Here is a 14,627-nt window from a genome sequence, read left to right as displayed (position 1 = left end):
AGTAAGGGGAAAATGAACATACTTAAGGACCAATTTCCAATTATATTGAAATCTCTTTTTTAATTTAAAAAAGCGGCGCCTCAGTCCGGATCTGGCTCCGCTCTTTCACTTATTCTTCTTCAATCTTTTTCGCTTCATTCATCCACTTAAGCCTGGTTGCCTCACCGCCTCTTAAATGTCTGACGGATTTATGATAAGCAAGTATTTTTGCAACTTCTTCTGCCAAGCCTACATCGATATTTGGCAATCGCTCTGTCAAATCCTTGTGAACAGTGCTTTTCGAATACCCCGTCACTTTCGCTAGTCCTCGCACGGTAACCTCAGTCTCCAGCAATAACTCCCCGAGGCGCACGCATCGCCTCCGTATTTGCTCGTGCACGCCCTCTTCCTTTCCTATCGACTCCGAATCTTGTCTTACTGTATGCGACAGATTAAGGCGTTATGCTCGCGTTTAGTGCGAGAAGGCTTGGTTTATGGCTGTTTTTAAGCACTTTTCCGAAAATAAATTTTGAAAATTAAAAAACCACCCCGAAGAGTGGCTTTTTCTGAACAAACATCTACTATTCAAATGCTAGATGCTTTCCGGGATTAACCGGTTCACCGTCGACATGCACTTCAAAAAGCAGGTGCACGCCAGCTGCTGGATTCCATTCGTTTTGCGTTGTCGTTGCGAGTGGATCTCCTTGAGCTACTTCATCGCCTTGTTTCACTAGAATCCCTGTAAGTGAACTATACACGGTCTTCATGCCATCCGCGTGTTTGATCACAACCTCATCCCCGCTGAAGACATCTGTAGTAACTTCTTCGACGACACCACTCATTGACGCGAGCACTTCGAACGGTTTTCCGTCTATCGAAATAGAAACGCCGGAATTCGTTACGTATGACTGATTAAAGACAAGTAGTGCATTTTCGCGCATGGATTCGTCGGCTTCCATGTCATAGTAATCTTGTAGAATGGCTACATCATTAAGGAGTTCTTCAGAAAAAGGATATTTGAAAGATTCCTTTGATGCGTTGACATCCACGACTACTTCACTATCGGGACTCTTTGCTGTCTTATCCGGGGCATCTTTTATTAGTGCAGTGTAACCCCAGATCATTCCTACAAATACGATTGCGATACCCGAATAGATTGCTGGCCAAAACCAACTCTTTGTTTGCTTGCGTTTATTCTTTTGAGAAGGAGATTTCGTTTTTTCTTCTCGCATAATCATCACCTCACTGCTATTGTTTGCAAGTTAAGGTGCTTTTAAACATACATTCTCAAGGTTAATCAAATTTTTTATTACTGTACCAGTATAATAGTGTTGGACGATTTTATCTGCCGTCCATCCATCCTGCGCAAATGCCTCTGCACCGTACTGGCTCATGCCGACGCCGTGCCCAAACCCTAGCGTTTTTATGATGACAATCTCGTTCGTCACGTCGAATGCAATATCGAAATCCGTTGACCTGAGTCCGAGTATTTCTCGTATTTCGCGTCCATTCGATTCGAATCCGGCTGTGGCTACTTTTTGAACGCGCCCTGTTGGATTTCGAGTGAGTTGAAGAGATTTGAACATATCGGCATTCCATTCAATCCCGAATGCCTCGTTCCATTTAGTTAACGGTAATTCCGTTTTCACTTCATATGTCGGCGCAACTTTCTCATCGCCCGGACTGTCGACACTTTGCAAATAAGGAATTTCACTACCGCTATAGTTTTCGGCAGTTTCTGTCTGCCCATTCGATGTCGAGAAAAACATCGCCGAAATCAACTCGTCGTTATAAAGTAATACATCGCCAGTCGTCGCTTCGACTGCTGACGAAAGTTTCTTTTCATTTTCTTTAAATTTCTTCCCCCACTGTTTTTTCCGCTCTTCTTTCGATTTGTATACTTGAGCGGAGACATCACGGGCAATTGGATTTTCACCGAAATTAGTCGTTCTGAGTGCGTACGTCCTTGCTGCGATCGATTGCGCTTTCAATGCTTCTGCATGAAAATCGATCGGCATCTCCCCTGCGACGACTCCTTTTACGTATTCCTCAAGCGCTAATGGCTCGTCCACACCGACAACCTTAATGTCGATCGGACAAGATTGTTCTATTTTTTTCTCCTCCTTCTCTGGCCCAGCGCTCGGTCCTCTTAGAAAAATTACTGGAATAAAAAACATTACAATGAGTAATAATAATGAACTAGCCCATATTTTTGTCATAGTCGATTATATGAAATTCACCCCTTAATATGCATGTCCCAGAAGCGGTTTGACTGGAATAAATGGTGAAACGACTATAGCGCGTGTGGAAACGACCAATGTTGACTGGCAAGCGGCTATCCAAACGACCATAGTCGATTCCCAAACGACTAAAGCACTCTGCCAAACGACCAAAAGTCTCCAAAAAAGCAAACCGAAGTGCTTTTATTTGTTGAAGCCGGAACGCATTACGGCAGCAACACTTATCGATATGTACAAATTTCACAGCGCATTCAAACGACCAAAGTAGCCGGCGAAACGACCATAGTCAATCCGCATACGACTAAACCAGCCAATCAAACGACCAATCCCACATATAAAACACAAAATGGGCCACCGATAGTAGTAACATCGATGACCCTTCTTATTTCAAATATCACAATTAGTTATACGAGTTCTTGCTTCGTTCTGCTTTCGACTTCTTCTTCAGATGAGACACGCTCAATATCTGCGCCTAATGCTTCGAGCTTCTTATGGAAGTCTACATAGCCGCGGTCAAGGTGAATCAACTCTGTGACGCGTGTAACGCCCTCTGCTGCTAATCCAGCAAGAATGAGTGCTGCAGCTGCTCTTAGGTCGGTTGCGGCTACCTCAGCACCCTGTAGCTTTGACGGGCCTTCTAAGATAACTGATTTGCCTTCGATTTTTACAGTTGCGTTCATGCGACGGAATTCTTCGACGTGCATAAAGCGGTTTTCAAAAACAGTTTCCGTAATGACACCAGTTCCTGTTGCAGTAAGCATTAACGCCATCATTTGCGATTGCATATCTGTCGGGAAACCTGGGTGCGGCATTGTTTTTAAGTTGACTGATTTAAGCGGGTACTTCGCGTGGACGCGAACGCCTTCATCCAATTCGATGATATTGACGCCCATCTCGCCCATTTTCGAAATAAGTGCTGCGTTGTGTTCTGGAACGGCATTTTCAATGATAACGTCGCCGCCTGTAATCGCAGCTGCTACCATGAAAGTACCTGTTTCGATACGATCCGGGATAATATGATGTGTGATGCCGTATAATTTCGTTACGCCTTCGATACGAATCATATCAGTTCCTGCACCGACAACTTTACCGCCCATTTCGTTAATAAAGTTCGCCAAGTTTACAATTTCTGGTTCTTTCGCTGCGTTTTCAATAACTGTCGTGCCTTTTGCAAGAGCAGCGGCAGTCATGATGTTTTCTGTTGCGCCTACGCTTGGGAAGTCGAGATAAATTTTCGCACCTTTAAGGCCATTTTCAGCTTTCGCTTCAACATAGCCATGACCAAATGAAATTTCTGCACCCATTGCTTCGAAGCCTTTTAAATGTTGGTCAATTGGACGTGATCCAATTGCACAACCGCCTGGCAATGCGACACGAGCAAAACCGTTTCGTGCAAGAATTGGGCCCATGACAAGGATTGAAGCTCTCATTTTACGTACATATTCAAATTGGGCCTCGCTTGACAACGTCCCCGATGAATCAATGATGACTTCGTTTCTTTCTGGCACCGCTTCTACTTCTGCGTTCAAGCTTTTTAAAACTGCACTGATTGTGCCGACATCCGACAGATTTGGTACATCCCGAATGACGTTAACGCCTTCTGATGCGAGAAGTGCAGCTGCCAATACAGGCAAAACAGCATTTTTCGCGCCTTCAACGCGGACAGTTCCTTTTAGAACGCGTCCCCCGTTTATAATAATCTTATCCATAATTAGTCCCTCCGACTTTAAATTGTGCTTATTTAAAAATTAACTTACGCTTATATTTTACTTAAAATGTTGTATAGTAATAACAAAAACTCACATTAGTTTACAGTGTTCGACATTTATTTACAAGTAACGAAATGACTATCTTGGTGTAATCTATCGTATGTACTTATTTGAATTTTTGTGTCATTGCTATTTTATACCTTCCGCGCAGGTTACTGTTCGTTAAATTCCCCACGATATTCTTTTTAAACATTGACGGCTTTACATGCCATCGCCCCATGTACAGTGTTTAAAACCAACATACACGCGGCGATAACAGGTACCGACTTAGAATAGTATGCCAAATTCATTTGCGAAATAGTCGAATGTTATCGAAACATTGTAGGAATTCTTCCTGACCAATAGGATATCTCAAGAAAGAAATTTGATACGGAAGATCCAATCATTATACTTAAAAAAATAAATAAAATTTGCGCTTGAAACACTTTGTTTTTTCGAATGATTTTTTCCGGCATGATTGATTGAAGTGCATAAAAAGAAACACCGATAAAAAATATATGGGAAACGATTGCAAGTAATGGTTGGAAACCGAACATGCCATCCATAATCTTGACTCCTTCCATTATCAAAGAAAAGGACAGAAGAAACAACCTCCTCTGCCCAATTTTTATCATCTTGACGCTAATTAATACCTGTTTTCTGAAGCGTTAATTCTATTAATTGCACGTTTTAGTTCGAGTTCCGCATTCAAAAAGCTTGCTTCATCTTCTTTAGCTTGAAGCGCAATTTCAGCCCGCTTTGCAGCATTCTTAGCGCGCGCAAGATCGATGTTTTCAGCTGTTTCAGCGCTTTGAGCAAGAACTGTAACGATTTCAGGACGAATTTCAATGAATCCGCCGTGAACGGCAACAACTTTTGTTTCATTACCTTTTTTAATACGAAGCCCGCCGATTTGAAGCGGTGCGACCGTTGCGATGTGGCCTGGAAGTATTCCCAATTCGCCCGTTTCCGTCATCGCGATAATCATGTCCGCTTCAGTATCTACAACAGGGCCGTCGGGAGTAACGATATGAATTTTTACTGTTTTCATTTTTTCCCTCCTGGTCCCTTCTTAGACTTCGACACCCATAGCTTTCGCTTTTTCGATAACTTCTTCAATACGGCCAACAAGACGGAATGCATCTTCTGGAATATGATCGAATTTACCTTCAAGGATTTCTTTGAATCCTTTAATCGTTTCAGCTACTGGAACGTATGAACCTGGTTGCCCAGTGAACTGTTCAGCTACGTGGAAGTTTTGTGATAGGAAGAATTGAATACGACGCGCGCGACCAACAACAAGTTTGTCGTCTTCGCCTAATTCATCCATACCTAGGATTGCGATAATATCTTGTAATTCAGCATAACGTTGCAGTGTAGATTGAACTTCACGCGCTACGCTATAGTGTTCTGCTCCTACAATTTCAGCGCTTAATGCACGTGAAGTTGATGCGAGCGGGTCAACCGCTGGGTAAATACCCATTTCAGAAAGTTTACGCTCAAGGTTCGTCGTCGCGTCAAGGTGAGCGAACGTCGTTGCTGGAGCTGGATCCGTATAGTCATCCGCTGGTACATAAATCGCTTGGATTGACGTTACTGAACCTTTATTTGTTGAAGTAATTCGTTCTTGTAAAAGACCCATTTCCGTTGCAAGTGTTGGCTGATATCCAACTGCTGAAGGCATACGGCCAAGAAGTGCCGATACTTCAGATCCTGCTTGCGTGTAACGGTAAATATTGTCGATGAATAGAAGTACGTCCGCGCCTTGTTCGTCACGGAAATATTCTGCCATTGTCAATCCTGTTAGTGCAACACGCATACGCGCGCCAGGTGGTTCGTTCATTTGACCGAATACCATTGCTGTATTTTTAATAACACCAGAGTCCGTCATTTCGAAGAAAAGGTCATTTCCTTCACGTGTACGTTCTCCAACACCTGCGAATACGGAAATTCCACCGTGTTCGAGTGCGATGTTGTTAATTAATTCTTGGATTAGAACTGTTTTACCTACACCAGCTCCACCGAAGAGACCAATTTTACCACCCTTAATATACGGAGCTAGTAAGTCAACGACTTTAATGCCCGTTTCAAGGATTTCAACTTCTGTAGATAGTTCTTCAAAAGTTGGTGCTTTACGGTGAATCGGGTCGCGACGTTCACTTGCTGGAATTTCTTCCGCAAGGTCAATCGTTTCACCTAGTACGTTAAATACGCGGCCAAGTGTAACGTCACCGACTGGAACGGAAATCGCAGATCCTTGGTCGAGTACTTCGGCTCCACGCTTAAGTCCATCCGTAGAAGACATCGCAATTGTACGAACTGCATCATCGCCAAGGTGAAGTGCAACTTCAAGTGTTAAAACTTCAGGCTCTGAGTTCGGACGCTCAATTGTAACAGTCAATGCGTTATAGATTTCAGGCAATTGTGCGTTATCAAATTTGACGTCGACAACTGGACCCATTACTTGAAGAACATGTCCTTTGTTCATTTTGTTTCCTCCTGTCTTACTATATGCCGTGCAAATGAAGGGTGAAGCGCTGGTAGAAAGTTGAACAATGATTTCCTTAATGTTCCATTGCTCTTAACGAAAATGTCCAAGTTCCGACATTTTCAGAGCGGGAAAATCAGAGTTCGATTTTCCTTCCTACTCCAGCGCCGCCACTCCCCCAATTATCTCAGTAATTTCTTGTGTTATTGCTGCTTGACGAGCGCGGTTATATTGAAGCGTCAATGAATCAATTAATTCGCCTGCGTTATCGGTTGCGCTTTGCATCGCTGTCATACTTGAAGCATGTTCACTTGCTTTACTTTCGAGTAATGCACCAAAGATCAAGCTTTCCGCGTATTGAGGAAGCAGCACTTTTAGAATTGCTTCGCCGGATGGCTCGAATTCGTAAGAAGCTGATGTTGCATCTTGGGCAATATCGGTAAGTGGGAGCACTTTCCCTTCTGTTACTTTGTTGGAAATGACGTTAATGTAGTGGGTGTAGTACATATAAATTTCATCATACGTACCATCCGCGAACATACCAACAGCTTTATTAGCGATTTCTTTAATTTCGGCGAATGACGGGTGGTCGGATAATCCGATTACACTGTCGATTACGTTATATCCACGATTCAAGAAAAACTCAGAGCCGATTCGTCCGATTGCAAAAATAATTGCATCGTCTTTTGACGCATGGCGCTTTTCGATTGCTTGGGAAACTGCTCGTATAATATTACTGTTGTACGCTCCGCAAAGTCCACGGTCTGCTGTGATGACAACATATGCGGTTTTCTTTACTGGACGTTGTACGAGCATTGGATGTTCTGCATCCGTTCCAGCAGCGATTGCACCTGCAACTTCTTGGATTTTCTCCATGTAAGGGACGAATGCTCTTGCTTTAAGTTCTGCACGGTTTAGTTTCGAAGCAGATACCATTTGCATTGCGCGTGTTATCTGACTCGTTTTCTTCGTAGATTTTATGCGGTTTTCAATATCGCGTAATGATCCCATTGGTCATTCACCACCTTTTTGTTTTATAGTTTATCGTCTTACTCAGAAATTGCGAATTTCGTTTTGAATTCGTTGATAGCTGCTGCCATCTCTTCATCTGATGGAAGATCTTTCGTTTGACGAATATGCTCTAAAACGTTTGTGTGGTTTGATTCGAGCCAAGCTGCGATTTCAGACTCAAAACGTAGAATATCTTTAACAGGAACATCGTCTAGGAATCCGCGCGTTAGTGCATATAGTGCAACAACTTGGATTTCAACTGGAACCGGTTTGTTCAAATCTTGTTTCAAGATTTCAACTGTACGAACTCCGCGGTCAAGTCTTGCTTGCGTTGATGCATCAAGAGATGAACCAAACTGGGAGAACGCTTCAAGTTCACGGAATGCAGCTAGGTCTAGACGTAGTGTACCCGCAACTTTTTTCATAGCTTTAATTTGTGCTGATCCACCAACACGAGATACGGAAAGACCTGCGTTAATAGCAGGGCGTACACCCGCGAAGAAAAGGTCAGATTGTAAGAAAATTTGTCCATCCGTAATTGAAATTACGTTTGTTGGAATATAAGCAGAAATATCTCCTGCTTGTGTTTCAACGAATGGAAGTGCAGTGATCGAACCTCCGCCGAGTGAATCGTTCAGCTTAGCTGCGCGTTCAAGAAGACGTGAGTGTAAGTAGAATACGTCACCTGGGTATGCTTCACGACCTGGAGGACGACGAAGTAGCAAGGAAAGTTCACGGTATGCAGCTGCTTGTTTAGATAAGTCATCATAAACGATTAGTACATGCTTTCCGTCAAACATGAATTCCTCTGCCATAGTGATTCCCGTATATGGTGCAAGGTATAGTAATGGAGCTGGCTCTGATGCCGATGCTGTTACTACGATTGTGTAATCAAGTGCACCGTTTTTACGTAGTGTTTCAACAACACCACGAACAGTTGATTCTTTTTGTCCAATTGCAACATAGATACAAATCATATCTTGGTCAGCTTGGTTAAGAATCGTATCGATCGCAACAGTTGTTTTACCTGTTTGGCGGTCTCCGATAATTAACTCACGCTGTCCACGGCCGATTGGCACGAGTGCGTCAATTGCTTTAATACCAGTTTGTAGTGGCTCATGAACGGATTTACGCGCCATGACACCTTGTGCTGGGCTTTCGATTGGACGAGTTTTAGTTGTTGCGATCGGACCAAGTCCATCCACAGGTTGACCTAGTGGATTTACAACACGGCCAATTAGTGCTTCGCCAACAGGTACTTCCATAATACGGCCCGTACGACGTACATCATCGCCTTCTTTAATGTCTGTGTATGGTCCAAGGATAACGATACCTACGTTATTCGCTTCCAAGTTTTGTGCCATACCCATAACACCGTTAGAGAACTCTAATAGTTCTCCAGCCATGACGTCATCGAGGCCATGAGCACGTGCGATACCGTCACCGATTGCGATAACTGTACCAACGTCACTTACTTCCATCTCAGATTGATAATTTTCAATCTGCTGTTTTATGAGAACGCTGATTTCTTCAGCTTTGATGCTCATGTATGTCACCCCTCAAATTTCAAATTTACGATCCAATCATATCTCGTTTCAAACGATCTAGTTTGTTCACTAGGCTGTTGTCAAAGATACGGTTTCCAATTTGGACACGAATGCCCCCGATTAGCGTTGGATCAATGATGTTATTAATCCGCAGTGATGTTCTTCCGACTTTTCTTGCAAAAGTGGATGAAATCGCTGCGCTTTCGCTTTCGGACAGCGGACGTGTTGAATATACTGTTGCATCCGCAATTCCTGCTGCGTCGTTCACAAAGTCAACGAATTCGTCGACGAAGTTATTAATTTCATTTAAACGTTTCTTTTCGAGCAATACGAACAATGTGTCATGGATAAGTGTATGTGTATCCTTGAACAATGTCTCGAGTAGCTCTTTCTTTTTCGCTAATGGGAATCTTGGATTTTCAAATAATTCACCAAGGCCTGGATTAGCGAGGAACGCTTTCTGGATTTCAAGAAGTTCTTCTTGAATGACTGAAGTTTGTCCCTTTTCTACTGCTAGTTCATAAAGTGCTTCGGCATAGCGATTAGCTACAATGGATTTACTCATTGTGCATCGCCTGCCTTCGCAATCGTCTCTTCAATTAATGCGCGGTTATCTTCTTCGGAAAGTTCTTTCCCAAGTACTTTAGACGCTGCAAGAACTGAGAGTGATACGAATTCTTCACGAACTGCTGCAACAGCTTTTTCTTTCTCAGAAGCAATTTCTTGTGATGCTTCTTCTTTCAAGCGTGCGACTTCGTTTCGCGCTGCGATAACGATGTCTTCACGTTGCGATTCACCTTGTTCACGGGCATTTTCAACAATCGCCTGAGCGTCATTGCGTGCCTCTTTCAACAAGTTGCGTTGCTCTTCAAGAAGACTTTGTGATTCAAGACGACTTTTTTCAGCCGATTCGATTTCAGTAGCGATCATTTCGGCACGTTGATCCATGATGCCCATAAGCGGACCCCATGCAAATTTCTTTAATAGAAGCATGAGAAGAAGGAACATTATTAGCGTTACAATAATATCACCAAGGTTTAAACCGTTGGGGTCGTTTAATTTCTGCAAAAATCCTGCTTCAGCTGTAGTGTCAGCTAAGAGGACGAAGGTATCAAAAAACACGATTGTTTCACTCCCTTCAAGAGCACTTGTCTCTTTGAATATGGATTACTATCCAATTTTATCATTTGATTATTTATTGACATAAAGCAATGGCGAAGGAAATGATGTCCGCTCTTCGCCATTGTAATTGTACCTATAATTACTGGTTCATAACGATAAACGCGATTACTGCTGCGAAAATCGGAACAACTTCAACAAGTGCTACCCCGATAAACATGTTTGTTTGAAGAACGCCACGTGCTTCTGGTTGACGCGCGATTCCTTCTTGTGTTTTTGAAACAACTAGACCTGCACCTAAACCTGCTCCAAGTGCTCCTAAACCAATTGCGATTGCTGCTGCTAATAGACCAACTGAACCTACCATAGTATATTTCCTCCTAAAGTTTCTTGTTTTTTTGGTGTTTCGAGCCAGAGTCACTTAACTCTAACCGTATAAGCTATATATGTTTACTAGTCCGTTCTAACTTTGTTAGACATATAGACCATTGTTAACATAACGAAGATAAACGACTGGATTCCGCCAACAAATATGGAGAAGCCCATCCATGCGACTGAAGGAATAATTGCTCCTACAAATCCAAAGATACTTGATGTTGCAAGTCCTGCAAGTAATCCGATAAGGATTTCACCTGCGTAAATGTTACCGTATAAACGAAGACCGAGTGTCATCGTACTGGCAACTTCACCGACAAGGTTCAGTGGCATTAAAAACGGAAGCGGTTGTAAATAATCTTTACCGTAGCCCTTTGCACCTTTTGTTTTCAGACCGTAATATTGCGTTAAGGTAATAACCATAACTGCAAGTGTCATCGTAACCATTGGATCGGCAGTTGGTGATTTCCACCATAGGTCACCTTTCCAAACGATAGCAAAAGGTAAGCCAAGTACGTTCGACACGAATAGGAATAGAATAAGCGTAATTCCTAGTACGTGGAAACGTCCACCTGTTTTCCAGTCCATATTGTTCCTTATAATCCCTTTGACGAAATCCATGATCCATTCAAAGAAATTTTGCATTCCCGTCGGTTTAACTTCTAATTTGCGTGTTGCGAGAATTGCGATTAAGAATACAATTGCACATGTTATGAAGACCATCAAAACGTTCGATAGGTTAAATCTTAATGTGATACCGAAAAGCTCTGCTGTCGCTAACGGATTTCCATGGTCCATGTTTCGTTCACCTCCCTTGTCCATTCGGAATTAAGCTTTTACCGAAAAGCTTTATTGATGTCGTACGTGGTAAATGATCCTTTCTCCTAATAGAAGGAGGTACGGTATTCCGAATCCAATAACCGCACTGATCAGGTCGAACTGTTCGGGCATCGCAGTTGCAATTGCCGCTACCGCAATACCAGATGCGAAACGCATCGCAGTCCCAAGTGATATGCGCTTTTTCCCTTCCGTAATGGCTTGTTCAAATTTCTCATACCTACGGACGAGTATCCAAAAATTGTACAGACCAAACAAAGAACCTAGTATAAGTCCGGCGAAAACAGTTTTCCATTCAGTGAATGCCCATCCAAGTACGAAAAAAGCCAGTAAGAAATAGAGAGCTCTTCTCTGCCTTTTATGGATTTCCTGCAATGTTTGCATAACTGTTTAATCTCCTGTTTTGTTTGATTGTTTTTGGAATTAGCTCTTAGAATTGCGGGGTGGTTCCCGTTTCGCGGTCCTGCCTTTAACCGGCGTAGACTCCGAAAAAGTTGGAACCTATTAAAGTTGCGAGTGAACTGCCATGTCCCCACATTTACTAATGAATGGGTTTGCAGAATCAAAATTCGGTGAAAAGATGATAGAATTTGTTTTCGATAAATCCTGTAAATACAGTTTCATATGTATGAAACAACTATCATTCTTACCCTTAGTAATCATACAGTAGCTAAAAATTGATGTCAATTGATTCCCGCGTTTTTTTCGGTTTGTAAAACGCTTTGTCAAACAAACGACAAATTTGTAAAACTAATATGTATAGCGTAACCGTAAACTTACATTTTCATACATTTTGGGTGAGGTTTCGACTTTATACTGGGAGATTAATTGTTTTTTCTAGTTGGATTAATGATAGAGTTGGAGGAATTGTAGATTGGGTCGTGTGTTAAATTGAAAAGTCGTCGGATCGAGACCGTTGATTTCCGTTGCGGGCTGCGCTTTCATGCGGGCGAGCGCCGAGCCGCTTCCTTCGCTACGCTCTGTCCAGGGTCTCGGCTGTCTCGCTTTTTCCGCGGGAGTCTTCGCCCTCCACTCCAATCAACTAATTTCATTTTATTGGGAGTGGTATTTTGTGATAACACGCATTGACGTTATCAAATCGGGGTGTGGTGCTGAATTTGGGTGGTCGGATAGTCCTGTTTTGCGGATATGTGTGTGGAATGTGCGGATATCGGGCGGGTATTGTCGGATATAAGGTTAAATATGAGGGATATCCGAAGCTATGTGTCGGATATGTGCACTAACTACGCGGATATATTAATTTAAATAGAAAAAGAAGGCAGTTCCTATACAGGATAGTTGCCTTCTTTTATTTCATTCTAATGAAGTTAAGTATTTTTTCAACGCGTCGACGATTCGTTCGGAGGCGTGTCCGTCGCCGTATGGGTTTGAGGCCCTGGCCATTTTGTTGTATTCTTCAGGGTTTGTTAGAAGTTCATCTGTTAGTGAGAAGATGGTTTCTTCGTCTGTTCCTGCGAGTTTCAATGTGCCCGCTTCGATGCCTTCTGGGCGTTCTGTTGTGTCGCGAAGCACGATGACTGGTTTACCGAGTGATGGTGCTTCTTCTTGGATTCCACCTGAGTCGGTCAGAATAATATGCGATGCTGCTGCGAAGTTATGGAAATCGATGACTTCGAGCGGTTCGATTAATTGAATACGCGGGTTATCCCCTAGTATTTCATCTGCGACTTCACGAACGGCCGGATTTAAGTGAACTGGGTATATCACTTGGATGTCGTCGTGTTTGTCGAGCAAACGATTGATTGCACGGAACATATTGCGCATTGGTTCTCCGAGATTTTCTCGTCGATGGGCTGTTAATAAAATTAACTTGTCGTCGCCGAGACTTTCTAGGATCGGATGCGCGTAGTTTTCGCGGACTGTCGTTTGGAGTGCGTCGATGGCTGTGTTTCCGGTGATGTAAATTCGATTTTTCGGTTTGCCTTCAGCTATCAGATTTTCAGCCGATTTTTCTGTAGGCGAGAAATGCAAATCAGCCAATACGCCAGTCAATTGACGGTTCATTTCTTCTGGGTACGGCGAGTGCTTATTCCATGTGCGAAGTCCGGCTTCGACATGACCGACTGCGATTTGATTGTAAAAAGCAGCGAGACTTCCGATAAAGGTTGTCGATGTATCGCCGTGAACTAAGACGATGTCCGGTTCGGCTTCTTTCATGATTGCATCGAGTCCTTCGAGTCCTCTTGTCGCAACGTCTATCAGCGTCTGGCGGTTTTTCATGATATTTAAATCGTAGTCCGGTGTTATCTTGAATGTTTCGAGTACTTGGTCGAGCATTTCGCGATGTTGAGCTGTAACTGTGACAATGGATTCGATGTCTTCTTGATGTTTTTCAAGTTCCAATACGAGTGGCGCCATTTTGATCGCTTCTGGCCGTGTGCCAAAAATGGTCATGACTTTCCATTTCTTTTTCACATTGCTTCCCCCAATCACATCACTTCGTTCCAAATAGTCTGTCGCCTGCATCGCCGAGACCTGGGACGATATAGCCTTTTTCATCCAATTTTTCATCAAGTGCCGCGATATAAATGTCAACGTCAGGATGCGCGTCAGTCATTGCTTTTACGCCTTCAGGAGCTGCGATCAAACACATGAAACGAATTTTTTTTGCGCCGCGTTTTTTCAAGGAGTTGACTGCTTCGATTGCAGATCCGCCTGTTGCCAACATCGGGTCGACTAAAATCAGGTCGCGTTCTGAAATGTCGGAAGGAAGTTTTACGTAATATTCCACTGGAAGAAGTGTTTCTGGATCACGGTAAAGTCCGATATGTCCCACTTTCGCCGCTGGAATTAAGTTCAAAATTCCTTCGACCATGCCAAGACCTGCACGTAAAATAGGGACGATTCCAAGTTTTTTCCCGGCTAATACGTTAGACATGCCTTTTCGGACAGGTGTTTCAATTTCTGTTTCCATCAATGGAAGATCACGTGTGATTTCATAAGCCATGAGCGTCGCAACTTCATCAACTAGCTCACGGAACTCTTTTGTTCCCGTATTTATATCTCGTATGTACGTTAATTTGTGTTGAATTAATGGGTGGTCTAAAACATGTACTTTTGGCATTTGAATCGCTCCTTTTGAAATATCCAATTTAGTATAACAGAATTGGTTATATCCTAACACATAAGTATCGAAACTTTGATTTATTTCTTTGTGTGAATCAAACCAGTTTATTTACCCGCGTAGATCCAAGGGTTTTATTCGCAATTAAACAAATCTTTCAGAGGACAGAAAATAGGCCACCTTCAAGGAAAGTGGCCT

General features: G+C 42.9%; 17 protein-coding genes. 1 reads left to right on the top strand and 16 read right to left on the bottom strand.

The features are described from left to right. Positions 1-109: 109 nt before the first annotated feature. From JSQ81_RS15385 to spoIID, 3 genes are all read right to left on the bottom strand, one after another. A complete protein-coding gene (locus JSQ81_RS15385) occupies positions 110-379 on the bottom strand; it encodes a sporulation transcriptional regulator SpoIIID (protein ID WP_210470107.1) in 270 nt (89 codons plus the stop codon). A 181-nt stretch (positions 380-560) separates the two neighbouring features. Continuing rightward, entirely contained in the window at positions 561-1,211 is a 651-nt protein-coding gene (locus JSQ81_RS15380) for a M23 family metallopeptidase (protein WP_212604893.1), read from the bottom strand. 30 nt (positions 1,212-1,241) lie between these two features. Next, entirely contained in the window at positions 1,242-2,198 is a 957-nt protein-coding gene (spoIID, locus tag JSQ81_RS15375) for a stage II sporulation protein D (RefSeq protein WP_249336554.1), read from the bottom strand. Positions 2,199-2,247: 49 nt separating this feature from the next. Here spoIID and JSQ81_RS15370 point away from each other — a divergent pair, with 49 nt between their 5' ends. Then, complete coding sequence (locus JSQ81_RS15370; protein WP_212604892.1) at positions 2,248-2,487, top strand: hypothetical protein; 240 nt, start codon at positions 2,248-2,250, stop codon at positions 2,485-2,487. A gap of 136 nt (positions 2,488-2,623) precedes the next feature. On the opposite strand, the gene murA is transcribed toward JSQ81_RS15370, so the two are convergent. From murA to upp, 13 genes are all read right to left on the bottom strand, one after another. After that, complete coding sequence (gene murA / locus JSQ81_RS15365; protein ID WP_212604891.1) at positions 2,624-3,928, bottom strand: UDP-N-acetylglucosamine 1-carboxyvinyltransferase; 1,305 nt, start codon at positions 3,926-3,928, stop codon at positions 2,624-2,626. Positions 3,929-4,296: 368 nt separating this feature from the next. Further along, positions 4,297-4,533 carry a DUF1146 family protein gene (locus JSQ81_RS15360; RefSeq protein ID WP_212604890.1) on the bottom strand — a complete coding sequence of 79 codons (237 nt, stop codon included), beginning with the start codon at positions 4,531-4,533 and terminating at the stop codon, positions 4,297-4,299. 80 nt (positions 4,534-4,613) lie between these two features. Further along, the gene (locus JSQ81_RS15355) at positions 4,614-5,018 is read right to left on the bottom strand and encodes a F0F1 ATP synthase subunit epsilon (RefSeq protein WP_212604889.1); all 405 of its coding nucleotides are present in this window, start codon (positions 5,016-5,018) and stop codon (positions 4,614-4,616) included. Between the two features lie 21 nt (positions 5,019-5,039). Then, positions 5,040-6,455 carry a F0F1 ATP synthase subunit beta gene (gene atpD, locus JSQ81_RS15350; protein WP_212604888.1) on the bottom strand — a complete coding sequence of 472 codons (1,416 nt, stop codon included), beginning with the start codon at positions 6,453-6,455 and terminating at the stop codon, positions 5,040-5,042. Between the two features lie 156 nt (positions 6,456-6,611). After that, positions 6,612-7,466 (bottom strand): ATP synthase F1 subunit gamma, encoded by an 855-nt coding sequence (gene atpG, locus JSQ81_RS15345; RefSeq protein ID WP_212604887.1) that lies wholly within the window; start codon positions 7,464-7,466, stop codon positions 6,612-6,614. Positions 7,467-7,504: 38 nt separating this feature from the next. Then, positions 7,505-9,013, bottom strand: coding sequence for a F0F1 ATP synthase subunit alpha (atpA, locus tag JSQ81_RS15340; protein ID WP_212604886.1), 1,509 nt, complete (start codon positions 9,011-9,013; stop codon positions 7,505-7,507). A 25-nt stretch (positions 9,014-9,038) separates the two neighbouring features. Next, entirely contained in the window at positions 9,039-9,578 is a 540-nt protein-coding gene (locus tag JSQ81_RS15335; RefSeq protein ID WP_212604885.1) for a F0F1 ATP synthase subunit delta, read from the bottom strand. Further along, positions 9,575-10,081, bottom strand: a complete 507-nt coding sequence (gene atpF, locus JSQ81_RS15330; protein ID WP_249336734.1) for a F0F1 ATP synthase subunit B — start codon at positions 10,079-10,081, stop codon at positions 9,575-9,577. The genes JSQ81_RS15335 and atpF overlap by 4 nt, the downstream gene beginning before the upstream one ends. A gap of 193 nt (positions 10,082-10,274) precedes the next feature. Further along, entirely contained in the window at positions 10,275-10,499 is a 225-nt protein-coding gene (gene atpE, locus JSQ81_RS15325) for a F0F1 ATP synthase subunit C (RefSeq protein WP_212604884.1), read from the bottom strand. Between the two features lie 86 nt (positions 10,500-10,585). Further along, positions 10,586-11,305 (bottom strand): F0F1 ATP synthase subunit A, encoded by a 720-nt coding sequence (gene atpB / locus JSQ81_RS15320; RefSeq protein ID WP_212604883.1) that lies wholly within the window; start codon positions 11,303-11,305, stop codon positions 10,586-10,588. A gap of 51 nt (positions 11,306-11,356) precedes the next feature. After that, the gene (locus JSQ81_RS15315; protein WP_212604882.1) at positions 11,357-11,728 is read right to left on the bottom strand and encodes an ATP synthase subunit I; all 372 of its coding nucleotides are present in this window, start codon (positions 11,726-11,728) and stop codon (positions 11,357-11,359) included. Between the two features lie 930 nt (positions 11,729-12,658). Beyond that, positions 12,659-13,780: a non-hydrolyzing UDP-N-acetylglucosamine 2-epimerase gene (wecB, locus tag JSQ81_RS15310; protein WP_305849465.1), complete on the bottom strand. Its 1,122-nt coding sequence runs from the start codon at positions 13,778-13,780 to the stop codon at positions 12,659-12,661. A gap of 19 nt (positions 13,781-13,799) precedes the next feature. Then, complete coding sequence (gene upp / locus JSQ81_RS15305) at positions 13,800-14,429, bottom strand: uracil phosphoribosyltransferase (protein ID WP_212604881.1); 630 nt, start codon at positions 14,427-14,429, stop codon at positions 13,800-13,802. Positions 14,430-14,627 lie beyond the last annotated feature (198 nt).

Origin of the sequence: Sporosarcina sp. Marseille-Q4063 (assembly GCF_018309085.1) — a bacterium.
GTDB lineage: Bacteria > Bacillota > Bacilli > Bacillales_A > Planococcaceae > Sporosarcina.
The sequence above is the reverse complement of the archived record's forward strand: the minus strand, read 5'-3'. Positions and strand labels throughout refer to the sequence as shown.

Excerpts from the sequence above, each read along its gene's own strand:
- JSQ81_RS15355 (WP_212604889.1), bottom strand. The coding sequence starts at position 5,018 with ATGAAAACAGTAAAAATTCATATCGTTACTCCCGACGGCCCTGTTGTA.
- JSQ81_RS15315 (WP_212604882.1), bottom strand. The coding sequence starts at position 11,728 with ATGCAAACATTGCAGGAAATCCATAAAAGGCAGAGAAGAGCTCTCTAT.
- atpA (WP_212604886.1), bottom strand. The coding sequence starts at position 9,013 with ATGAGCATCAAAGCTGAAGAAATCAGCGTTCTCATAAAACAGCAGATT.
- spoIID (WP_249336554.1), bottom strand. The coding sequence starts at position 2,198 with ATGACAAAAATATGGGCTAGTTCATTATTATTACTCATTGTAATGTTT.
- atpE (WP_212604884.1), bottom strand. The coding sequence starts at position 10,499 with ATGGTAGGTTCAGTTGGTCTATTAGCAGCAGCAATCGCAATTGGTTTA.
- JSQ81_RS15335 (WP_212604885.1), bottom strand. The coding sequence starts at position 9,578 with ATGAGTAAATCCATTGTAGCTAATCGCTATGCCGAAGCACTTTATGAA.
- JSQ81_RS15380 (WP_212604893.1), bottom strand. The coding sequence starts at position 1,211 with ATGCGAGAAGAAAAAACGAAATCTCCTTCTCAAAAGAATAAACGCAAG.
- atpG (WP_212604887.1), bottom strand. The coding sequence starts at position 7,466 with ATGGGATCATTACGCGATATTGAAAACCGCATAAAATCTACGAAGAAA.
- murA (WP_212604891.1), bottom strand. The coding sequence starts at position 3,928 with ATGGATAAGATTATTATAAACGGGGGACGCGTTCTAAAAGGAACTGTC.
- atpD (WP_212604888.1), bottom strand. The coding sequence starts at position 6,455 with ATGAACAAAGGACATGTTCTTCAAGTAATGGGTCCAGTTGTCGACGTC.
- atpB (WP_212604883.1), bottom strand. The coding sequence starts at position 11,305 with ATGGACCATGGAAATCCGTTAGCGACAGCAGAGCTTTTCGGTATCACA.
- JSQ81_RS15360 (WP_212604890.1), bottom strand. The coding sequence starts at position 4,533 with ATGGATGGCATGTTCGGTTTCCAACCATTACTTGCAATCGTTTCCCAT.
- upp (WP_212604881.1), bottom strand. The coding sequence starts at position 14,429 with ATGCCAAAAGTACATGTTTTAGACCACCCATTAATTCAACACAAATTA.